Annotated in this window: 16 protein-coding genes and 1 pseudogene; 7 read left to right on the forward strand and 10 right to left on the reverse strand. The window is 34.0% G+C overall.

Annotated elements, in window-relative coordinates; genetic code table 11:
- Positions 1-922 (reverse strand): annotated as a pseudogene (locus AB671_RS21445) (T9SS C-terminal target domain-containing protein); the annotation flags it as partial.
- Between the two features lie 1,509 nt (positions 923-2,431).
- On the opposite strand from AB671_RS21445, the gene AB671_RS21450 reads away from it, so the two are divergent.
- Positions 2,432-2,875 (forward strand): RadC family protein, encoded by a 444-nt coding sequence (locus AB671_RS21450; RefSeq protein ID WP_066681017.1) that lies wholly within the window; start codon positions 2,432-2,434, stop codon positions 2,873-2,875.
- 60 nt (positions 2,876-2,935) lie between these two features.
- Positions 2,936-4,216 carry a DUF3945 domain-containing protein gene (locus tag AB671_RS21455; RefSeq protein WP_066681015.1) on the forward strand — a complete coding sequence of 427 codons (1,281 nt, stop codon included), beginning with the start codon at positions 2,936-2,938 and terminating at the stop codon, positions 4,214-4,216.
- Positions 4,217-4,566: 350 nt separating this feature from the next.
- Here AB671_RS21455 and AB671_RS21460 read toward each other — a convergent pair whose 3' ends face one another.
- The 6 genes from AB671_RS21460 to AB671_RS21485 all read right to left on the reverse strand — a co-directional run bounded on the left by AB671_RS21460 (position 4,567) and on the right by AB671_RS21485 (position 11,163).
- The gene (locus AB671_RS21460) at positions 4,567-5,181 is read right to left on the reverse strand and encodes a hypothetical protein (protein ID WP_066681013.1); all 615 of its coding nucleotides are present in this window, start codon (positions 5,179-5,181) and stop codon (positions 4,567-4,569) included.
- A gap of 466 nt (positions 5,182-5,647) precedes the next feature.
- Entirely contained in the window at positions 5,648-6,313 is a 666-nt protein-coding gene (locus AB671_RS21465; protein WP_157444296.1) for a hypothetical protein, read from the reverse strand.
- A gap of 21 nt (positions 6,314-6,334) precedes the next feature.
- Positions 6,335-8,065 carry a hypothetical protein gene (locus AB671_RS21470; protein WP_066681009.1) on the reverse strand — a complete coding sequence of 577 codons (1,731 nt, stop codon included), beginning with the start codon at positions 8,063-8,065 and terminating at the stop codon, positions 6,335-6,337.
- The gene (locus AB671_RS21475) at positions 8,058-9,998 is read right to left on the reverse strand and encodes a hypothetical protein (RefSeq protein WP_066681007.1); all 1,941 of its coding nucleotides are present in this window, start codon (positions 9,996-9,998) and stop codon (positions 8,058-8,060) included. Before AB671_RS21475 ends, AB671_RS21470 begins: the two co-directional genes overlap by 8 nt.
- A gap of 177 nt (positions 9,999-10,175) precedes the next feature.
- Positions 10,176-10,646, reverse strand: coding sequence for a transcriptional regulator (locus tag AB671_RS21480; protein WP_066681006.1), 471 nt, complete (start codon positions 10,644-10,646; stop codon positions 10,176-10,178).
- Between the two features lie 4 nt (positions 10,647-10,650).
- Positions 10,651-11,163, reverse strand: a complete 513-nt coding sequence (locus AB671_RS21485) for a hypothetical protein (RefSeq protein ID WP_066681005.1) — start codon at positions 11,161-11,163, stop codon at positions 10,651-10,653.
- A 366-nt stretch (positions 11,164-11,529) separates the two neighbouring features.
- Here AB671_RS21485 and AB671_RS21490 point away from each other — a divergent pair, with 366 nt between their 5' ends.
- On the forward strand, positions 11,530-12,834 hold the full coding sequence (locus AB671_RS21490) for an AAA family ATPase (RefSeq protein WP_066681003.1): 1,305 nt from the start codon (positions 11,530-11,532) through the stop codon (positions 12,832-12,834).
- Between the two features lie 2 nt (positions 12,835-12,836).
- Positions 12,837-13,538, forward strand: coding sequence for a retron system putative HNH endonuclease (locus AB671_RS21495; RefSeq protein ID WP_066681002.1), 702 nt, complete (start codon positions 12,837-12,839; stop codon positions 13,536-13,538).
- A gap of 6 nt (positions 13,539-13,544) precedes the next feature.
- Here the strand turns inward: AB671_RS21495 and AB671_RS21500 are convergent, their stop codons facing one another.
- The 3 genes from AB671_RS21500 to AB671_RS21510 form a co-directional block, all read right to left on the reverse strand.
- Positions 13,545-15,074, reverse strand: a complete 1,530-nt coding sequence (locus AB671_RS21500; protein ID WP_157444297.1) for a hypothetical protein — start codon at positions 15,072-15,074, stop codon at positions 13,545-13,547.
- A 266-nt stretch (positions 15,075-15,340) separates the two neighbouring features.
- Positions 15,341-16,432 (reverse strand): putative phage abortive infection protein, encoded by a 1,092-nt coding sequence (locus AB671_RS21505; RefSeq protein WP_066680997.1) that lies wholly within the window; start codon positions 16,430-16,432, stop codon positions 15,341-15,343.
- A gap of 56 nt (positions 16,433-16,488) precedes the next feature.
- Positions 16,489-17,466 carry a bacteriophage abortive infection AbiH family protein gene (locus AB671_RS21510; protein ID WP_066680995.1) on the reverse strand — a complete coding sequence of 326 codons (978 nt, stop codon included), beginning with the start codon at positions 17,464-17,466 and terminating at the stop codon, positions 16,489-16,491.
- A 292-nt stretch (positions 17,467-17,758) separates the two neighbouring features.
- Between AB671_RS21510 and AB671_RS21515 the strand changes: the two genes are divergently transcribed.
- The 3 genes from AB671_RS21515 (at position 17,759) to AB671_RS21525 (ending at position 23,173) form a co-directional block, all read left to right on the forward strand.
- On the forward strand, positions 17,759-18,550 hold the full coding sequence (locus tag AB671_RS21515) for a hypothetical protein (protein WP_066680993.1): 792 nt from the start codon (positions 17,759-17,761) through the stop codon (positions 18,548-18,550).
- Between the two features lies 1 nt (position 18,551).
- Complete coding sequence (locus tag AB671_RS21520) at positions 18,552-21,698, forward strand: DEAD/DEAH box helicase (protein ID WP_066680991.1); 3,147 nt, start codon at positions 18,552-18,554, stop codon at positions 21,696-21,698.
- A gap of 107 nt (positions 21,699-21,805) precedes the next feature.
- Positions 21,806-23,173, forward strand: a complete 1,368-nt coding sequence (locus tag AB671_RS21525) for a PIN domain-containing protein (RefSeq protein WP_066680989.1) — start codon at positions 21,806-21,808, stop codon at positions 23,171-23,173.
- Positions 23,174-23,238 lie beyond the last annotated feature (65 nt).

Genomic DNA, 23,238 nt, shown 5'->3' on the forward strand with positions numbered 1-23,238 from the left:
ATTCTCCACCAATAATATATCCTGAAGACGTAAAAGCCATGGTTCTCAAATGATCATCACCTTTACCTCCAAAATTCTTTTCCCATTCTACTTTGTTGTCTTTGCTGAGCTTAATGACCCAATAATCGCCCTCTCCGAAATTGGGGCTGGATTTGGAGTTTCGTGATACGGGATTCGAGGCTTCGTTACCGGAACCCGAACCACGCGACTCGGAACCCGTATCACGAAACTCGGAACTCCTCGAGTAAATTCCCAACAACGCTCCTCCATCTGGAGTAGGAATCATCTTTTCTACTTCATCCAAACCTCTTCCGCCTAAGATTAATTCTGAGAGAACTTTTCCGTTTTTATCAAGTCTTGTTACGGTTACATCTTTTGAGCCGAATCCGTAGGCTGCATTCTGAACATTTCCGGCGACCATAAATCCAAAATCAGCAGTCTGAATGACAGATCTTGCTTCTTCATCCTGCGCCGTTCCTAATGTTTTTTGCCACAGTTCGTCTCCGAATTCATTGATTCTGATCAGCCAGATGTCGGATCCTCCTTTCGAAGCGTCTTTTTTGTCTAGACCCATCCCGGAATGCGACGTTCCTGCCAAAAGAAATCCTCCCTCCTGTGTAGCAACCGTCGCCGATAAAAAGTCATGGTTTTGCCCTGAGAAATACTTTTCCCAGACTTCTTCTCCTTGCTGATTCAATTTAACTAGATGGAAATCGTAGCCGTTGTTTTGTTTGTTTTCGGAAGTTATTTTTTTAGATAGAATCGAGCTTCCTGTAATAAGATACTGTTGGTCTATGGTTGTGGTGACTTGTGAAAGAAAATCCTGAGTAGAGGATTTAATATCTTTCTGCCATACCACATCCTGAGAATAGAATAGGGTATGAGTACATATCAATAATGCACTCATGGAGAGCTTTTTCATTATTTGAGTTTTTAATGGTTATTATTTTTGCGAATTTAACTTTTTTTAATACATGTCACAACTGTTTGATACAAGTCTGATTTATTTAACAAAAGTAAATCAGTGACACGACAGAACGTGACGCTTTATTATAAGGATTTCAAAAAAAGATATTTTATAAAAGATGAATTTATTATTCATGTAGGAATTATATAAAAAGAATAATAATTGGATATAGTAAAAATGATGGGAAAACTTGCTTTTATTATATACAAGAATTTTGAGCACCTAATTCATATTTTTCCTATAGTGATATTTTTTTATTTTGTACAAATTAAATTTAAATAAAAAGAATTTTAGAATAATGCGGATACAATATGAAGTGGAAATGAGTTGATCTTTTATCGCTATGATTTCTACATACGAAACCGGTTTCTCTGATTGGATGATCTTTCCTGTGATACTTTGTGAGAAGAAAGCCAGGAAAGGGGTTGTTAAAATAACTGAAAGCAATGTCTTCTTCATGATTCTGTGAATAGTTCATTATAGTGACAATCCTGGCTATTTCTTTTTACATGCCATAACCTTTTATTTGATGTAATGGGCTGTTGCGTTATTTTTGAAAAAGGGAACTGCTAATTGCATTTTTTAACGATGAGAGATCCAGCGGGATGTTGATTGAAAAAATCACATAGAATGTAGATCTTTAGGTAGTAAAGGGGGGCAACTAGATGCCAAGCTTTGATTTTCAAGTTTTAGACTTGTTGTATTCTCTCTCAAATTCTTCCTGTTGCCTTTCGTTTTCTGTGGTGTCTTGAAATAATTATGACTTAACTTGTTCAAATATCAAGTGGTTGACATCCATTTTGCAATCAATTTTAGATACCATAACAATTTGTATCGGTATGTTCATCATTGAAGCTACCGAAGCAAAGATTGTGTGAAATTTGGAATGCTTAGATAATATCTTTTAGTGCTTAGGAAACATCATTTAAAGTTTAAAACTTCTCACATCATTCTTTTTTTTAATCAATTATAAGCGGATCATATTTCAATTACTATCATTCCAATTCCATATGAGGCTTACTTGATTTTCTATAGCAAATATATTCCGTTGTCCCTGCGGAAAAAAATCTTTTTGGGTATCCGTCATCGGAGATTACAGAACCTCCGCAAAAAGATTTCAGGCTTTCATCAATGTTCTTCTTATTGTTTTCAAGGAATTGATTGCAGTTTTCCTTGTGCCTGCCTGAATGGTTATGTGCATAGAAAAAGTCAGAAACCTCACAAGATGCAATTGCAGTTCATTGAAATTTTGATCCTTATTATTCTCTTGGAATAAATCATCTCATCAGATGATAGTAAAAATCATTTTAGAAGATGTGATCATAAGCATTTCATCAAATGATTTATTCAAGTAAAAGATAAGAAAAGTCAAAGTTTCCTTCAATCTGCAATTTACAGAATCTAAAGGTTTTTTTAATGTAAGTGCGGGAAAAACAGGTCTCCGCCGTACTCGGAGCAGGAAATATGAAATTCAATATTGTGAATGAAATTAAATTGAGCTACTCAAGAAAGGGAAATTGTGAACGGTCTATATCATCATCGGTTGATGCAGTGGATGTTTTCAGGGCGCATTTTGATGCGGGTGAAATGGACTACAGGGAATCTTTTTTTGCGCTGTATCTGGATCAGGCGAACGAGGTTTTGGGAATTAAGAAAATATCCGAATGCGGGATTTCTTCGACATTGGTGGATGTGAGAATTATTATGCAGGCAGCTCTTCTTTGCAATGCTTCAGGAATCATTGTTGCCCATAATCATCCCTCGGGAAATTTAAAACCTTCTGGTTGTGATATTAAGATGACCGCACAGATCAAAGAGGCGGCGAAAATTCTGAGTATGACTTTACTGGATCATGTGATCCTGACCTCGGATTCGCATTATTCTTTTGCGGATGATGGGATGATCTGAGTAGTTAAATAATAGGCAATCGAAAAATAATAGAATCAAATAATATCTAAAATCAAGATCATGAGCAAAATAGGAAATCATACAGCAATTTCAGAGTTGAGTACTTTATTGGTACTTCGTCACAGTAATAATTCTGTCGGAATTGTAAAGGGCATCGAACACAACGGAAATCTCATAGATGTTCAGCCGAACCATACCAATATTCATTCCGTCATGAGAATCGATTCGGTGGAGGACTCTTTTACGGACTTCTATTCAGATTTTTATCATCAGCTCAAAGACCCTTCTGAATATTCATTTTTTAAGGTGAGGGAATTTGAGGCACGCGATACAGCTATAGAATTACAGCACTATATTAATTGTTTATCGGAGGTAGAAAGACAAGATCTGAAAGCGGTTGAAGTGTCTATTGAAGCGGTCAATGCGATCAGAAATAAGAAAACCAATGAAAAGGAGACTTCTGTTTTGAAGAAGGGTTTCAGTAACGGTTCAGTTACTAGTAATAGCAGTTCTCAATACCGCTATCAGATCGAGGATGTTCCGTGGGACAAGATCGCTGAAATGGGTATTGACAGGGAAACGTTGGAAGAAATTGGTGCGTTGGAATCTCTGTTGAGAGGATATAAGACACCGATGTTGATTCCGACACTTTTTAATGATGGGGAAGCGGTAAGTCAGATTGATGCACGGTTGCAGTTGCGGATTGACGATGATGGAGAATTGATTGTTAAGGTGCATAGGGTTTGTAAGAAAGTGGATTTCAGAAAGAAGTTTCAGGGTCACAAGTTTACAAAAGAGGATAGGGTCAATCTTTTGACTTCTGGGAATATGGGAAGAGTCGTGGATCTTATAGGTGCGGTTACACGAGAGAAAATTCCTTCATTGATAAGTTTGGACAGGCTGACCAATGAGCTGATCTCTTTGAGGATGGAATTTGTGAGGATTCCTGATGTGCTTTGCGGTGTGAGATTGGATTTTGAGCAGAAACAGGTGCTTCGTGATGGAAAGCCTTTGTTTGTTGAAAATATGTTGTCGAAGAAAGGAACACTGTTTTCTGCGATGGTGCAATTCAGTGCTGACAGGCAATGGGTGGAGTTTATGTTTGAGAATAAGTTTAGAAGTTCTAGTTTTAGCGAAGTACATCATTCTGAAAGGGAAGTACCTTCACATTTCAGAGGTGTTAAGCTTCGCCAATGGCAGATGGATAAGTTGAAGGCAGGGGAGACCGCTTATATGAAGGGACTGGAGAGCAGAAAAGGAAAGACCTATCAGGGGTATATTAGCTTTGATAAGAAGGTAGGGAGAATAGTTTTTTCGTTTAAGAATCCGAAGAAAAAATAGGAGAATCGTGAAGATGTTTTGGACTCTGGAAGAAGAGAGTAAGTAAATTGATGTAATTTTTTATAACCTGCAAGGTCGATTGACTTTGCAGGTTTCTTTGTTTGGGTTTTAAAAAGTGAATGAATGGTGAAAATCGGGCGGCAAAAATGCAATTCCTTCCTATGGTCGGAAACGCATTTTTGCGGAATTTTGAGCAACCATATTTCTAAAACATTTCTGGGTAGGGCTTTTCTATGTTTTTGAAAAAAGGTTACTGAGATTTAGAATATCAATATTTTAATAGTCAATATATACAAGATTTATAGTGTAAATGAAATAGTAACGACATTAGTTTTATCCTGATGATTTGATTAGTATGCATTATAAAAATTCCACTTACTGTTCCATTTCATCTCCTTCTTAAAATTGGTAAGTTTTTCCATAATTCCTTTTTTGTGATCAGTTCCACAAATTAAAATTGCATTATTATAAGGGTATTTAATACTGTAGTTGTAAATATTATTTAAAATTTCTGTTTCTCGTAAATCATGAATAAATGTTTCCTGTTGATATTTCTCTAAAAGAATTTTTGGAGCATTTTCTTTCAGTACTTTAAGTTCTAATGACTTTAATTCTGAGATCAGTTCAGTACATGCAGGACTATTTAAAAAATTAAATCCAAAATCTGACACAGATTTTATAAGCTTTTCGAATACTTTATTATATGATTCACTTAGCTCAACAATAAAATCGTACTCCGAAAATAATTCATGTAAATCAAACTCATATGTATCCACAGGGAAATGTTTAACGCCATAATTTCTAATGTAAACACTTATAGCTCTTGACTCAACCGTTTGCGGTGGTCTTTTACCAGAATAGATTGAATGAAATATATGGGCAGGTAGTTCCTCAAAAATGACGTCTGGTTTTATATCCTCAAGAATTTTGTATAACTCATGAGGATTGCATTTTCCTACTTCCATATGAAAAGAAGATAGGAGTGTGATGTTAGAAGTAAAGTTCATTTTTTTAGTATTAATAAATATTACTGACAAAAAATTAAAATTTTAACATTGTAAAATTATATTAAAAGCTTGTAACATTTAGAAAAACACTATAAAGCTTTAACTTATTGATGCAGATGCTATAATAACTTCAAAATATGTAAATAACAATATCGATAGTTTTGATGTAATGATTATCAAAATTAAAGATTGATATGCAGATATCAAGAATCAGATAACAAGACCTCAAATATCTTCTTTTAATGATCGTATTTTCGCAAACTCTCAAAATATCACACAGTTCCTTATTCCTTAAAGACTTGCCAAACTCCAGAAAGGAAGAAAATATTTTTTACATCATTCTGATGCAAATTTTCAGATGGAGTCATTTACATATTTTCTATGCTATTAATAGTTTATCACTTTTAAAGCATTTGCTAAAAATTTAATCAAATGTAAAACCTTCAGGATATACGATTCCAATAAATTCTGCGTGCTCATAGAAATCCATAAATATTGTGAATAAACCTTGTGCCGCAAAGTATTTGTATCTGAATACTTCGGGATTATTATATTCACCCTTTTTAAGAAGTACAGGATGCAGGTCTTCCTTTAAAAAATCAACTGCAGCAATGGTGTTGAAACCTTCATAAACAATTCTCTTTGAAACACTGTGAATAATTCCTTTTGCAGGTTTCTCGTGATGGTAGAAGTAAATGCCGCGGACAATCTTTTCAATAAACATTTCTGCTTCATTTTCTTTTAATGAAAGAAAGAAATGTGATTTGCCATAGATCGTGCCAGATCTGGAATTTTTTTCAAGATCTTGTATGAAACTTTGTTTTTCTTTCCTTTGTAAACCTCTCAAAACTCTATCTTCAAGGTCCTTTTTTGCTACACTGTTGGTCTTGAGAGCTTTAATAAAGAATTGGAATTTCTCATCGAGTTCTGAAAAACTGTTGTTATGTTTTTCACAAGCTGGTACTGTCATCAGATTATTTCTGTGACCTTTAGGGAAAAATGCGAATGGAGGCACGTGCTCCTTACTTGCCAGCTCTTCTGTCAAAGGACATCCGCACCAATAGCATATTTTAGGAAGTTTATTTTTCAATTAACTTTTAATATTTAAGTTTTATATCAGATTATGCTTTTTTTGATCCCCTATCAGCGCCCGCCACTCTTCAGGTAAAATTTCATTTTTGAAATAGCTGTGTGCCAGATACCTTACGCATGAGAGTCCTAAAGCATCCGTTTCGTATAATTTCAAAGCTTCTTTTTTGTTTATAACTGATTTTTTGGACTGTGTAAAGTCAGCTTCAGCTTTCAAGAGTGTGAGACCGTCTTCAACCCTTTCGATGCATTCGACATAATACTCGTTTTGCAGATGCTTATCAAATAGCATTTTCTCAACTTCAGCGTTACTGAAATCTATGGATACTATCTGCAGACTGAGGTTATCATCGATAAAGGATAATATCTTTTTAAAAAGCTCCTTGGAATTAAAAATTACACAAATTTCCAAAAGGATTGCCAGTAGAATTGAAGAACTGTCACAATAACTTTCCGGTCTGTTCTTGGTGGCTATAAATTCTATAATCAGATCAATGTTATTATGTAGTTCGGGTAATCTGTCAAACTTTATTTTTTCCAAATGGATATTGTTAACGGTCTGATCAATATAGCTAAATAAAAATTCAACATCTTTTCGTCTCAAGGAATCTTTGTCGCTAAAAAACAGCAGCAATTGAACGATAGGAATGGAGTGGTTGTCACAAAGTGGCCTTTTGAAACTGTTGTTGTTATTGATCAATTCAATGATCATGTCTTTTTGCTTATGATATATAGCGGTTCTGTTTTTTGATTCATATAGGGTATTCCGCAGTCTGCAATAGTAGATCACATCATCTAAATATTCAAAACTCCTTAACGGATAACCCACTTTTTCGAAGAAACCACCAAATTCAGAAAAAAGGCCATTTTCGGTTCTTGCTACCGAGAATGTACGTTTGAAGTATTCGCCGAATATCTCATATTGACCCGAAAGAATTTTTCTGAACTCTTTGACGACAGGTTTTTTGTTTTGTAAGTTGTTGTCCAAGATCCAATGCCAGGTTTTGATAACCAAAAATTTGGAACATTCTTTAGCAGGTACCAGATAGTTATTTTCTTTGCTATAATGAAAGATGATCGAATTCAACAGGTTCAATGTCGCAAATAACTTCTTAAAAGCTCTGCTTTTAATATCCTCAAAAGTTTTGAATTGAATATTGACCAATTCCTTGAATTCCTTGAAATCGCTGTCCGGGGAATCCAAAAATGCCAATGTTTTTTTCAGTAGCCTGTTACTGGCAGTGTCGGAGAGCAGATATTCGTCAAATAAGTATTCACTGAAAAGATCTGTCAGGTGATAGATGTCCCATCTTTCAAATTCGCCTTCCTTGAATTCACGGGAAATAAAGCCCTCGAATGTATCTCTGATATTGGTCTTTAAAATGCCGTTATGGACAATGACTATCTTTACCGGTAGATTGTTAAAGCCAGAAACTGAAGAATCCTTAAATACGGTATCTTTAGCTTCAATAATCGATTCTCTGATACCATCACCTTTTGAAAAGTTAGATTGGGTGATATCCCTGTCCGAATATCCTTTCAATTCAAAATACCACTTGTGTTTGATCCCTTTTTCATCTTTTCCAACAGCAATGATATCTTTGTCATACTGGGACTGTCCTTTTGATTCTTTTGCTGTCTGGATAATCCTGAAACCCATGACATTCAGCAGAATAGGAAAGAGGTAGTCCAATTCCGAATCCTCTTTCAAGGTTGATAGATACTCACGGACAATGATGTTACTGCTATTCATTTTCAAGGGTTTTTATTATTTTTTCAAATTCTTCATCGTTCCAGTCCTGCCTGATCAGCATGCCAATTTCCAATTCATACTCATTCGGATCTATAAAATAACTCCTGGGCATTGTAAAGCTTGTCCCAAATGAACTTAACTGCGCAATCTCTTTTTTTGTTCCGAAACGGTAACCTCCACCCTTGGACAATTGTACCGTACTTGCTCCCAATACCGAAAGGAAACTGTCTTCTCTTGCACCCTGGTCTATTGATCTGCCCATATTCTTATGAAAAAGGTCATTGAATTTTTTAATATACTTGAAGTGGGTATTGTAAGGATCAAACTCTGAAAGCGCATTTTTAGAATTTGTGTGTTTATCATAAAAATCCCTTATGTATTTTTTGATTCTTTCGATCGCATTGTTGTGGGGTGGCTTATCAACTTCAAGATTTTCTTCAAGTACCTCCAGGACCTGCCCTCCGTAATCTTCGGATATTTCTTCCAGCTTGCACAAAAAACTTTCCCTGACCAATTCACTTTCTGAATTCAGCAAAGGCAGTAAAGCCGTCAGTCTATCTTTTGGCTGGTGAAAATCTCCTGTTAGTGCCATCCAAAGCTTATACTGTGATATTGGCGCTAATGTTAAGATATCCAATGTAAATTTGTATGGAGTAGGTCGGGATAATTCTTGAAAGATCTCAATTCCTGTAAATCTTCTGCTAGCGGCATTATCGGTCAGAAGTTCTATCATCAACCTGTCGATCTCGATCTTATCGACGTTATAGATAAATGTGTGAAATTTCTTTATAAATAGGTTGAAGGGAGAGAAATTGATGATGCTCAAAATAATTTGTCTAAAATATTCAAGATCTTTAAAACGCCTTACAGATTGCGCAATTGCTGGTATGTATTTATCAGTAGAGAAATAATCCTGGTTGATCAACTTTAGAACGATTTCGGTTTGCTCTTTGTGGTAAACACCTTTCAGATCGAGGTTACGTAATATATAATAAGCGGTAGCCTCATCTTCTACAGCAGACTTCAATTTTTCAAAACAAAATTGATGATGTATAGTATGTTTGCTTTTCAGGACTGAGAAAACAAGAGACAGCACAGCTATGGTTAAATTTTTGTCATCCCCATATTCTTTTATAAGATCTAAAAATAGTTCAGAATCTTTATCAGAGAGCTCTGAAACTTTAGATAGTCCAAAAAATATAGGGTTCAGGTTTTCCCCTTCAGAAATCATTTTTTTTAAAACCGATGTGTAGAATGCAGTACCTTTATTTTCATACATCCCAGTAACAACGGCGGATGTTAAAACATCCTTCTTGTTGTCCAGGTCCAAAGACTTCTGCAGAATCTGTAAACCCTTATCGTATTCAATTTTAGAAAGATTTCTAATGCCATTCAAAACCAGACCCAGATCGACATTATATTCCATTTCGCTTTTCGTGATCTCCTCCAGAATCAGAAAATTATCAACGATTTCATCGACTGATAAATTCAGTTCTGGCAATAAGGCGGCATAGGCCTCTATAAATTCATAAAATCCCTCTGGCGTATTATCACGATCTATAGCAGTAATATACTGCGAGAATGAACATCCATGATTCTTATTGGATTCTTTGATCATGGCCTTCCAGATCTCATTTGAGAGTGTCAGGTAGTCTGAGATAAAGCCTTTGCTGTTAAAATCCTGTTCTATGTTGTTGATGAATTTTGCATTCTTTTCGAATGAGCTGCTGATTGAGAAGTTAAATTTTTGCTTATATCGTTCGATAAAAGCGCTCGATATCGTCATGTAGTCGGAGATGAATACCTGACCATTTTCAATTTTCAATGTCCCATTTTCAACAAGAGTGGGATCTATGGTAATTTCATCAATTGAAAATTGCAGTTTTTTCTGCTCGACAAGAGAATCAATAAAAGAATTTAGGATCTTGTCCATTTGTGAAGCGTTTTTTTAAATTAGATTCGTCAATTCCGAATGCTTTAAATTTACATCAGAGCGGACCTATTATTTTACGGTAATCCTTAAAAACAAAAAAAGATCCCAACTTTCGTCAGGACCTGTCTCTATTTTTTTGCTTTTAGTCCATATTTGCTTTTAAAAGAAACAAAAGAATTAAACTTCGAGCATTTTTGAATAATCATATTTTTCATATTCCTTATTATTTTTCTCCTCTTTCCTTAGTTCGGTAATTTCATTCTTAATTTGGATACCGTACCAATATTCAGGTTTTGTGCGGGTAAAGTAGCTTATTTTCAAAGCTACTTTGGCATTGAGCTTTCTTTCACCGATCAGATATTTATGAAGATTAGAATCCTGCATGTCTAGATATCTTGCAAAATCCTTTTTTGTAATATCGAATGTTCGAAGATACATTTTCACGAAATCCAAGAGTTTTAAATTTTCTTCATTTGCAGTTTCATCAGAAATATAGTCTTCAATTTTATATTGAATAGACAACAATTCATTTCTTAATAATCGTTCTTTGCTTTGACCAGCAGATTTCTTATTGATGAAATCTTTTACCAGACTTCGCTTAGAATCATTAAAAACATTTTCTATTTTAATTTCTTTTGTGGTTTTCATGTCTCTAACTATTTAAATAAAACTCAATTAACTTTTCGCCATTCTCAGGCGATATGATCATCAATGTTGTGCCTTCCAGCCTCATGGCATTGTATTTTTTCGAATATAATGCCATTAATTTCTCTTCATCTTCCGTCGTTTCTTCCAGAACGTCAAAAGCAAGCCATCCCTTGTGAAAATCCTCCCCATGAATGAAACTCAATCTGCTTGCAAATGCGATAAGGCACCCTGCCACTTTATCATATCTCTTATCTTCTCCTTTGTTATGAGGGGCGATTTCCAAATAGGCCATATAGGGCTCTGTCTTATCCCGCATTTCGAAAATCAGGCATCCTTCAATCACATCTTCCGAGTGCTCACAAACCAAAACAAAAGTTCTGACATTTTTTGCTTTAGAATTTTTTTTAAAGTTAAATCTCCAATTATCGGCTAAGGATGGTAGATTACCTCTATAATTAAGTGCTTCGACAATTTTTGCCTCAACTACTTTTTTGTTTATCAGATCATCTATTTTCATTGGCCATTTGCTTTGATCAAAGATAGTAAAAATTATACAATTTGTATAATTTATCTAATGAATTTTGCAGAAAATTCTTTGACATTCAAAAGTCGATTTGGCCAGTATCATAACTCAAAAATTGAAAACCTTATTCTGATTTTTCCAATTTGATTCTGCCTAATAGTTAGAATTCTTGTTACAAAACATTTTTAAAAATATTCTACTGACAATAAATCGACTCGTATAAAAGATTTTTAAACTCTAAGATTTATGTTTATAAACTTAAAATTTACCCATTTCGGCTAAAAATATAATCTATTCTGTTATATTTGTATATAAATATTAATTGATAGTATTTGATAATTATTATGTTGCTATAAAGTTATGATAATCAATAAAATAGATCTGCTTAATTTTCGAAACTTCGAAAATTCAACCTTTTATTTCTCAACCCAGTTCACCGTTGTGATTGGAGAGAATGGAAAGGGTAAGTCATCCATACTACAGGGTCTGCGAGTAGCCGCTGGAACATTTCTTATGGGGATTGATGAAGCGGAACGTTATCATATTCAGAAAGAAGATGTGAGGAGGATCGATCTGGAAAATAGATTTGTACCTCAAAAAGGATGCAGTGTGAAAGCCTATGGTACCATCAATGATGATCGGGTAGAATGGATGCGTTCAAAAACAGCAAGCCGTACCGATTACAAGAATGCTATCAATATCATAAAAATTGCTGAAGGGCTAAACCATAAAGTCAATGTTGAACTTGAGGAGAATATTGACCTGCCTGTCATCAATTTCTTTAGTACTTCACGTTTATGGGTCGAGCCTAAGCAGACAGTTAAATTGAAGAAAAAAGGTTCCAGATTAAGAGATGGATATGCACGTTGTATTGACAGCCGAACTGACAAAACCTCTCCAATGGAATGGATCAAATCGGCCTATTGGAAAAGGCTGAAGGGCAAATCGGAAAGTGTATTGTTGGATGCCGTATTTGAAGCTATCGATACTTGCATTCCCAATTGGTCACCGCAGGAGTGGGATGAAGACTCAGATGATCTAGGTGGAATTTTAAAGGATGAAGATGGTAAAGAATCCTTCATCCCTCTGTTTTATTTAAGTGATGGACTTAGGACGATGGCTGCTATGGTGGCAGAGATCGCTTACCGATGTGTCGTTTTGAATTCCCATTATGGACGGGATGCAGTCAAAAAGTCAAAAGGAATTGTTTTAATTGATGAAATAGATATGCATCTCCATCCCAAGTGGCAACAGGGTGTTGTTAATGATCTTAAAACTGCATTTCCAAATATTCAGTTTATTGCAACTACACATTCGCCATTTATCGTACAATCACTTAAGGCAGAAGAACTGATCAATCTGGATGCAGTGGTAGAAGAAGATCCTGATAAGATGAGTATTGAGGAAGTAACTTCCCACATTATGAAAGTGGAGCCGAGAAGTCTTGATTTTCAAAAAACCTATGATAAAACGACATATTATCTTGAGTTGTTGAACGACATCACGTTGGGTGACGATTTCGGGACAAAAAGAGAAAAGTCCGGGGAGCTTGATAAAATAGAAAAGGAGGCTGAGATCAATGATCCAGCAGCAGCAGCATTTTTAAGGATGACGAGACTGGCCACTTTAGGTCCGGATAGAAAATCTAAAAAAGAAGAAGAGTAATTATGCGTCCTGTAGAAAGAGGTCCTGTGCCGTTGGAGGCTGATGGAAGCAATAAAGTTTTTACATCTTATGGTAACGCACGTCGTGACCTGATTGACAGGATGGGGCAGTACTGTGCCTACTGCAATCAAAAGCTGCCTTCTTCTCTTGCAGTAGAGCATGTGCAACCAAAGAGTTTGAATCCTGCTTTAGAGTTGGAGTGGAGTAATTTTGTTTTGGGATGTACGAATTGTAACTCTACAAAAGGTTCAAAACCAGTTAACTTACCGGATTATATATGGCCTGATGTCCATAATACCCACATGGCATTTACCTATACCCCTGATGGTAAAATTGATGTCAATCCAGCATTATCTGATGCTCTAAAAGTAAAGGCTCAAAAGATGCTTGATCTGGTCGGGCTTCAAAACTATCCTGACAATGCAACTGCCAGCGACCGTAGATGGCTCAATCGTAAGGAAGCTTTTGTCAAAGCAAATTTGGCATTGCTTTTATATCAGTCCGCATCAGCAAAAGGAGCTGCAGAAGAATGTGAAAAATTACTAGGATTCTGGGCGTGTGACAATGGTTTCTTTTCCATATGGATGCAGGTCTTCAATGCCTATCCCACGGTGAAACGACAGATCGTATTGTCATTCAAAGGTACCGCACACACTTGTTTTGATACAGATGTCAATCCGTTGCAACGGACAGCAGAATTATAGATCATCTTACTTTCCATCAAATGTTTTTAGTTCTTCGGGAAATATAGAATAAGTTGCTTTAAAGTGATTTCTGACCCAGTCTTTCATTTCTTGGTCAGAATATTTTGTTGTCAGCCAGTGATAGTCATATTTGAAAGGTCCTTTTTCCGTGATCCATTTAAAGGTCATATCGTACGTGGTATTAAATGCATAGAATGTCTGAAAGGTCTCCATTGTATTCTCCTCATGATGATCGTCGAAAATCGTGGGCCTTATCTCTCCACCGATCACATCAATAAATAAAGCCTGGTGTCTGTTGAATATTTTCTCAACCACTGAAAGATCTAAATCTTTGTGAACTTTTCCTGTCATTGATCTACCGATCCAGCAGAATACATTGGGATATTTGATCTTGTCTTCTTGGAACCTGATGTATTTGGCGGTAAAAAGTCTGATGGATAAATTTTCAGGTTTGAATTTCATTTCACTTTCTTCCTTCAGTAGATCTCGAATAGAAGTATGTTCTTCAGCCCAGTCTGCCACAATTGCGCTCCCTACCAAAGGTGGTAAGCAGACAATGTATTCGCACAGCTGCTCCGAAAGATCGATATACTCTTGTCGTGAATAATCTTGAACGGCAGTGGTCCATTTGTCCTTATCTTTTGATATAAAGCTACAAAGCAGGGTAAATCTGATTCCGGGATCAGAGCAGATAATGAAAGATTCATAGTCCATGATGTCGGATGGAAAACCTTCTACGGGATTGATCGCAATATCGCAGACCAGCAAAAACAGACCGATGACAGAATTATTTAAATTATCTGGTCGGTCAATCCCAATGTATTTAAGAAATAGATTGAAAGCTTCAACATAAATACCCTCCAACATTCCCATCTCAGCAAAATCATCGTAACTATATTTATCCCCAGTTGCAATTGACAGATACTGTAGTTGATTAAATCTCGCTTGTCCCTCATAGATTGCTGTAGTGCCAAGTTCTGATATGGTCATCCCCGAATCCGTAACAAATCCAGGAGCCTGCTGTTTTTCAGCTTGCCTGAATTTTTCACTCCAGTCCTTGATCTTGGGAAGGAAATTGAATTCTGGATCTATAGAAACAGAAAGGACGTAAATCGAAGTTGACCACAACTCATGAAAGCAACGCCCCATGTGAAGAAAAAAGCGCTTGTCCTTAGAAATGATCTCAATATTTGTGTTATCGCTAATAAATGCCTTTGCGTATCTTATGTCGTGATAGTAATTCAGAATCCTGTTAACTTCAAGGTTATTGGGATTTCCAGTTTGGGAGTAGATATAATTGTCATATTCAATGATGGACTTGAATTTCTCATTCCTTTTTACCAGTGTATTAAGATGACGATGTGCTACGTGCGCCAGGGCAGGATGACTAATACTGGTAATAAATCCTAGATGTGAACCTACGTGTTGCCACCAGTGAATCGTTTCGTGCATATAGGTAGAAAAAGCCAAAATTCTGTCAGAACTCATATCATCCTTTGCCAATGCTTTATGAACATCATCATGCAGTCTGATCACAGATTGAATGGCATTGTAGCTACCCCTTGCCTTTTTTCCATTTAAGGCTGATTCCAAATCCGATTCAGAAAGCTCATCGGAACTCAGTAATTGCAGATTTAACTTATTCATTATTTACAATTTTAACTTGATTCGATTCTGATCTGCCAATTAGAAAAATAAATTATCGAAAGATTTTATCGAAAATTTACCTCCATAAAATTAAATTGGACTTCGTGTAATTTTAGTTATCAGGTACTAATATGTGTTTTTTTAAGATCAAAATTTTATTTAGAATTTTGTAATGAGTACCAATCAAAAAAATCATTCTTCTCGTTAATTGTATCTTTAAATTTTTCTTCTGGAGTTATTCCAAAATCAGCAAATGAGAGAGGCAGGTTTGTGATCAGATTATAATCTTGAATATATTTTTCATTTATCCAAGCTTTACCAAGTATAGATATAGAATTATAAAACAATAAAACTTGCTCAAAATTTGATAATTGCGCTCGCAATGTTTTAACATATTCATATTTTCGGTCAGGTGTAAATAATTTATGCTTTTGAGAGGCGACATATTTAACAGTCTGAAATAAATGCCTATAGTAATGACCTATTTTTGTTCCATGCCCAGTAAAAGGCTCGTAATTTTGAATAAAAACAGCTTTCTTATTGTTGTGCTCTACCACTAAATCCTTTAAATGTAAAATTTTATAACCATTTATTGTACGAGTATTATGACGACTTTTTATATACACATTAAAGTTATCTTTTTCATTTTTTAATCTTTCTATTGCCTTATTAAAAAAAATTTCGAAATAAATTTCTGGAATCACATGTTTAAAAACACTTTCAGTTGCATGTCCAATTCCAAAAAAGAATATTAGATATGCAAGATTTGAAAGTTGCTCTTTATCTAATTGATTGTTTTTATCAGAACTGTCGTAACTTTTTTCAAGTACTAAATAGATGTATCTTAACTCGAAGTAATAAGTTGTAAATGTTTTTCTCCCGAACACTATATTTTGAATATTTTGCTCTTCCACATTGCTCCTATGTAATCTTACTAATTCAAAAAATCTATTTTCAAATCTTTCGATAACAGTATCTTGTGCTTGCTTTTTAAATTGTGATTTCTGCTCTTTATTCGATTCGTACTGAATGTAAAAAGCCATAAAAGTTAAAATCGCAGCAATTAAAGCTACTATTGGTCCCACCGTTCCTCCAAATGCATCACCAATAGCTCCTCTGTGACCTACATCTCCATCGTAAAAGTATCGTGATTGAATAACTTCTGGACCTAATTTATAAAGCAAAATACTTGCAATCATTCCAAATAGTACAAGTAGTCCTAATCTATCTTTAGTTTTTTTGTTCAAAATGTTAAATTTAATTTTTATGTATAAAATTTATCGATTTTAGATCAATCGTTTCATTATTCAAAATCAAGACTTAACTGGGTATTGTTTCTCTGAATATCCTGAAGTCTAATTGAACTAATCTGATCTTCCTTTACTCCTGCTCCAATCAACGAATTTTTTAATATCGGGATGTTTTCATGACTATAGTAAGAGAATGACCATTTTGAATTTGGACTTACTGATTTTGCCAGTTTTTGAAAATATAAAATATCAACCTCTGATATGGAATGTCCAAAAATGTAGATTTCATCAATTATATCCAAACTGTCAAAAAATATTTTATTATTTTCAATTATTTGTTTTGTTGGTTTATGCATTATTTTAAAATATTCATACAAACTTTCTCTACCAGTATCAAAAGAATAATCATAGTCGTTATTCATTCTGTACCATTCCTCATAATCTTCTTCGTCAAGATTGTCGGGAGGTGTAGGAATTTCTTTTTCAAAATTTTCAGGATCAATACCGTGACCTAAAATTATTTCATCCCTATTGCGATATACAGAATTATGTATATAGTTTATATGATTATTTGTGATATTATATAATCTTTCTAAAGTATTTGTATAATTAAAATTCAGGAATATGGAATCCTTATCAATTCTTAACTTTTGCTCATACGCTGATTCTGGAAACCTTACCGCTAGAATAAAATTTTTGAATTCACTAAGAAGTCCTGAAGTTAATTGTAAAAATTGCTCATGCATGATATCAGGAAAAGTATGTAAATCTCTACTTCTAAAGTCATCGCTTGCAATATTTGGTAAATAATCTGAATTCTCAGATAAGATTTCATCTGCATCTAAATTTGCAAGATTTTCTTCAAATCTTGACCATAGACTGTCATCAGAAATTGGATAGCTAATATACTTCTCTAAAGTGTCAAAAAGTGGAGGATTATTTTCTTTCAGATATTTTGAAAAGTCATAATAGCTAGTTTTAAGACCATGATGAAGATCGAATCCATTTCCGATCACATAAAGTTTACTCATAAAGTTTTTACGATTTTTAGTTTTGTCAAATATACAAATGAGTAAGTGAATTATTATGGTGCGTAGAAAAAAAATGCTGATAATACTTCTATAATTTAGAATAAACATTAAAAAAATAAAGATATGGATTTTACTACGTTTCTTAGACTAATCGCTAATACTTTTAGAAATAGTTTGAAATATAAAACAAGAAAATGCCGTATTTTTATTGAAATTATGTTAATTACTAAAAAGTACTTTAAGATAATTGGTGATAAAAATCTATATTTAATAAAAATTAATACCATTTTTTATGCCTTACATCTACACGAAAACTGATCGTAAACCATTATGTTATGAAACTGAATTAATAGTTGATGATATCAAAATGTTGGCACAGCATGTTGGATTACTTCTGCTAGGGAAACATAGACATGTAAGCGCAATACTATCTGCAAAAAACAGATCAATTTCGCCTTCAACATCTACTATGATTGATCGCTCAATTAGGCAATTAACAGTAAAGACTGAAGAACAGAGATGGAAACGGGATGGATGGCTTTTTCAAATGATGACTTGGATTTCAATTCGTTTTGAACAGCCAAATGTAAATTTATTTTCTCAACCGCCTCATACTAATCCAGCTCAGCATGGAATAGATGGGTTAGGCGTCATCTTAACTACAGAAAATAAAATTAAAGCAATAATTATTGCGGAAGATAAGTATACCGAGAACCCTCGAAAAACTATCAAAGAACAAGTCTGGCCTGAGTTTAATTCTTTTGAACTAGGAGAATTTGACAGTCACCTAGTAACACAAATTACTGCGTTGCTGTCGCATCTTAGTGATGACGAGGTAGATGATATAATCGAAAATGATATTTATAAAACATCTAATAGAATTTATCGTGCGGGAATAACACCATTAGCTAGTAAATTTAGTGCAGAACATAAGATGAAACTATTTAAAGGTTATAGTGATTGCGTTCCTGGAATTGATCAATTAAGACGTCAAACTTTGACGTTTAGTCAGTTAAATATAAGGAATTGGATGGATACTTTTTCTGATGAGATCATTAAATTCTTAGAAACGCAAAGGTCATAATATGTACAATTTAAAAACGGAGGACATCATAAGACAAGTTCCAGAGATTGACGGTTCTGAAACTAAAAATTTACCTCAATATCTAACAAAGGTATATGCCAAAATAGTTTCAGTTAGGAAAAGGGTTAATGGTTCAAAAATAATTTCAGAAGAATTACAAGAAGATATTTCTGAGCTAAGGAAGTTAGCGAATAATCTTGAATCACTAGTTATATTAAATCAAAGTAGAAATGATTATGTATCTGCTGCTTTTGTTGCTGGAACTGCCCATAACTTACTACAGATGATCCGTGATCATTACAGTCCTTCAGTATCTAATGAACTAGGTATACAAGTTATTCCAAGTTGGATATCTTCCATTTTGTTGTTCCTGATAGGAGAAAGTCCAGCAGATGCTGCTGAAATTGCTGGCAGAATAAATGTCTATAAAGGAGATACAATTCAAGAGCAATTATCAAACGCTATTATTTTTTTAGCTCAGGGAAAACTTGGGGCTTTAAGAACTATTCAGCCAATCATAAGAGAATATGATTATAATGAAACTGAAATTGAGGCACAAGATTATCTTTGGTTAAGATTATTATTAGGGGTGCAAAGAATGGCAGATTCGCTCTTAGGAATAACAAATTCACCTTTTCAACATTTTAAAGAGATAATTGAACTATCAGAATATGAAATTGATTTTTATGATGAGACGATAAAAAGTTTATATTCTGGTCCATATCATCTCTCAATCCTATTAAATTTAGTGAATGAAAAATTACTAAGTAGAGGTGTAATAAATGTAAAGCCGCCATTAAATATGGATCCTACAGCCTGGACGACTTTTTTAAAAAAGCTTGCAGAATCTAGACCGTACTTATGGCAGAACCATTATGAGGCAGTTCAAACAGGCTTTTTAAATTCAGGTAATTCTGCTGTAATGACTTTTCCTACTGGAGCAGGCAAAACGACAGTTGCTGAATTAAAGATCGCTTCAGCAATTATGTCAGGAAGTTCTGTTTTGTATTTAGTTCCTACACACGCTTTAGAGGATCAAATTAATCGTGACTTAAAAACACTTTTTGACTATTTAGATACTGATTTGTTGGAAATCGGAGGTGAATTTACGGATTTAGGAAGTGCAAGCCTTGAAATAATAAACGTTATGACTCCTGAAAGGTGTTTAACCTTATTAGCGATGAATCCAGATAGTTTTGAAAATATTGGTCTTGTAGTATTTGACGAATTCCATTTAATAAATGGTCGTACAGAAAAAATTGATAAACGTAGTTTGGATGCTATGTATTGTCTATTAAAACTTTTTATAGAAGTACCAAAATCGGATTATTTGTTAATTTCTGCCATGGTTGAAAATGGTGAAGAAATAGCTTCTTGGATAGCCCAGATAACAGAAAGAAACTGTCTGACTTTTGATTCCAAATGGAAGCCAACTAGACAATTACATGGATGTGTCATATATCCTAGTTTGGAAATAAATGAACTTGAAAATGAAATTACACAAGTAAAAAGCCAACATATAGGTAAAACAGTTCCTAAATCATTGAAAGATAAAATGCTTGCTACGCCATATCAGATATACAATCTTCGCAATATTTGGAATCCATCAATACCTCCTGATTTTTTTGTAAATAAATTATTTAATAACAAGGTTAAACTAGAAATAAATCCTCGTTGGCAACTAACTACCAATAGAAATGAAGTTGCAGCAGAACTTGCCGCATTTTTTATAAAATCTGGTATTAAAACTTTAGTTTTCGTAAGTAACCCTATCTATGCGATAAGTACTGCAAAGAAGTTAAATGATATGCTCGATGATAGGAATACAAACTTTGGTCCTTTCATTCAGCAGAATGCACGTAGGTTAAAAAGTTTAGAATTGGAACTTGGTAGCTTAATTTATTCCTTTTTTAATGCTGATAAACAGATTGCATCCCATCACGGATTACTCCTTCCTATCGAAAGGCAATTGAACGAGTTGTTGTTTAGATTTAGTGATGGAATCCATGGAATAGTTGCTACAGCTACTTTAGCTCAAGGTATTAACTTACCAGCAGAGGTAGTTATTATTGCTGGCGATGATCGTTTTGATGAAGATACCGAAGTGTCAGAAAAGTTGCTTGCTCACGAAATTTTAAATGCTGCAGGGCGGGCGGGAAGAGCTGGAACGGCTGCACAAGGTGTGGTAATATTAGTTCCAGGACAGGTTATATCTTTCTCACGTAAGTTTGACCCACCTATTTCGTGGATAAAAATGCAGCAAAGAGTATTTTCAAAAAGCGACCAATGTCTTACTATTAATGATCCTATAACACAGTTTCTCGATGAAGTTTCAGCAGCTAGTGCTGAACAAGAATTAAGACAGGACTTAAATAGCTTATTGCTTCGCTTAAATGCTACAGGTATAGAAAAATCATCAATCAAAAATATTTTTAATAAATCGTTTTCAGCATTCAAAGCAAAACAGACGGGTGATGAAACATTTTCGATTAAGGTAGAAAAATTAATTGTTAGACGTGATAATCTTGCGATTGATTTAATATATGATGATGTAGTTGAAATCGTTAGTTTGAAAACAGGTATTGATCCAAATATTGTTCAAAAGTTACAAAAAAGTTTATTAAAGCATGATTTGTCGGTCTTATTCGGATTTTCTGTCATAGATTGGATTTTTTGGTTTTTTCATTGGTTAAAAGATGATGAAATTCGTATTTTGGAAATGTTTCCAAACAGTACTAGTCGATCACAACTAGCAAGAGCTTTAGGTTTGAAGGCCCAAAACTATAATTTGCAAGATGTTGCTACCAATATTATACAGATTGTACCAATACTAACAGCTTTCATTAATGGTAAAAATTATGAAGAGATAAATAATCTAATCCCTGGTAGATCAGATCAATATTTATCTAAAGCTCGAAACTTTATTATTAAGCTGATTCCACAAATTAGTTTTGCAATAGGGGTTTTATCAGTTATAATGAAAGAACATTTAGTAAGAGAGGAATATCAAGTAGAAGAAATACCTTTTGTAATTAAAAATCTTGCATCCTTAGTAAAAGAAGGATTTGACACTGAAGAAAAATTACAATACAAAATAACGCATAGAACTTTATTAAGAGTACAAATACATAAAGAATTTATGATATAAATTTTCCTAATTAGGATGTTGTTTTTATAGTTAGTTATTACCAATTATAAAAATATTCAGGTCGTCATAATTTTGTTATTCTCTAACTTACAAAAATAACGCAGTATATGAGTAAAAATATTTTACTTGACACAAATATTTTAAAGAATTTGGTGTCCCGAACAGAATTCAGTCCATATTTAAAACAGATAATGGTCTGGCAAGAACGCGGAGATATAGTTGTTTTTTATCCTGAAACACTTAAAGGTGAATGGGAAAAACACAGAGAGGAAGAATTGAAAAAAATCAGTGATGTTATCAGAAAGCATCAACACACGATTAAAGTATCTGAATTATTTAACTCCCCACCTGACATAGGAGAACCTCAGCTTGAGATAGCTGATAGAAGACTAAAGGCACAAGTTAATGAAATTGACAAAATACTTGAAAGTGCTGTACAAATAAGCAATGAAAATATTGCAGCTGGTCGTATGTGGGAACAAAAAAAGAAATCTAGAGCGCCTTTTCGGACAAAAAAAAACAGTTTTAATGACGCTATTATACTTTTTGCAACATTGGAAGAATTAGTTCGATTAGAGGAAAAGGAACTTTATTTTTTTTCGGAAAATCACACTGATTTTGCAGCACCAGGAAATGAGGAGTTAATACATCCCGATATAAGTACCATATATCCATCAATAAGTATTAATTATTATTCAAATGTGGTTAAAGGTCTTGCAGAACTAGTTGAACTTGGTCTACCATCTGCGAAAAAAGAACTCAGTAACGGAAAATATAAAATCTCTAAATTTTTCACCGAAGACCTTAGTAAAAATATTGTAGAACAATTAGGAACTTATATCAATAAACGATTTAATGATATTGAATTTCTTCCAAAAAGATTATTTTGTTTTCATTCACCTTTAATGATTGGTGATGAATTTAAAGAGGTTCAGAAACCATTTGTTTTGCAAACTGATAATGAAAAGGTTTATGATCTTTTTTTAAAATTTGCTGAAAAAGACTTTGATTTGTCACTAAAAGATGATGAAAGGACTGAATCGGATTATAGTATTATGGAGTTAAGCAGATTTCTTCGCAGAAATTTGGTTAATGAAATTACATATAATAATCAGAAAGTTAAAATCCCTGTACAAAAAGTAAATGATTGTGAATGTGCAGTCTGTAACTTTGGTAAATTAAAATTTTCTACTTCATATGCTATGCTATCAACTATTGAATCGGAAGCTCCAACTTTGAAAAATGCATATGTATTTTACCTACATGGAAATTGGAAAATGTCAATATCAATTCTGTTGAGTATTTCGGAAATGGCTGAAAAAGAGAAAAAATGGTTGACCTACTATATCGCAAAATATAATCTTTTATTACTTGGAAGATTACTGCGATTTCAAGACACGAAGAGTAATTTTCCTGAGTTGTTGCTGATGCAACTTCGTGAAATAAATATGGTGTACGTCTTCAAACCAACTTAGACATTTTAGTTTAAATCCTTAAGGAGGATTTTCGGTTTATAAACTTACTAATTTTTGTTGATTAT

Source organism: Chryseobacterium sp. BGARF1 (assembly GCF_001677955.1).
Taxonomy (GTDB): Bacteria; Bacteroidota; Bacteroidia; order Flavobacteriales; family Weeksellaceae; genus Chryseobacterium.

Coding starts and splice junctions, on each gene's coding strand:
- AB671_RS21450 (WP_066681017.1), top strand. CDS start 2,432: ATGAAATTCAATATTGTGAATGAAATTAAATTGAGCTACTCAAGAAAG.
- AB671_RS21455 (WP_066681015.1), top strand. CDS start 2,936: ATGAGCAAAATAGGAAATCATACAGCAATTTCAGAGTTGAGTACTTTA.
- AB671_RS21460 (WP_066681013.1), bottom strand. CDS start 5,181: ATGGAAGTAGGAAAATGCAATCCTCATGAGTTATACAAAATTCTTGAG.
- AB671_RS21470 (WP_066681009.1), bottom strand. CDS start 8,065: ATGAATAGCAGTAACATCATTGTCCGTGAGTATCTATCAACCTTGAAA.
- AB671_RS21475 (WP_066681007.1), bottom strand. CDS start 9,998: ATGGACAAGATCCTAAATTCTTTTATTGATTCTCTTGTCGAGCAGAAA.
- AB671_RS21480 (WP_066681006.1), bottom strand. CDS start 10,646: ATGAAAACCACAAAAGAAATTAAAATAGAAAATGTTTTTAATGATTCT.
- AB671_RS21485 (WP_066681005.1), bottom strand. CDS start 11,163: ATGAAAATAGATGATCTGATAAACAAAAAAGTAGTTGAGGCAAAAATT.
- AB671_RS21490 (WP_066681003.1), top strand. CDS start 11,530: ATGATAATCAATAAAATAGATCTGCTTAATTTTCGAAACTTCGAAAAT.
- AB671_RS21495 (WP_066681002.1), top strand. CDS start 12,837: ATGCGTCCTGTAGAAAGAGGTCCTGTGCCGTTGGAGGCTGATGGAAGC.
- AB671_RS21510 (WP_066680995.1), bottom strand. CDS start 17,466: ATGAGTAAACTTTATGTGATCGGAAATGGATTCGATCTTCATCATGGT.
- AB671_RS21515 (WP_066680993.1), top strand. CDS start 17,759: ATGCCTTACATCTACACGAAAACTGATCGTAAACCATTATGTTATGAA.
- AB671_RS21520 (WP_066680991.1), top strand. CDS start 18,552: ATGTACAATTTAAAAACGGAGGACATCATAAGACAAGTTCCAGAGATT.
- AB671_RS21525 (WP_066680989.1), top strand. CDS start 21,806: ATGAGTAAAAATATTTTACTTGACACAAATATTTTAAAGAATTTGGTG.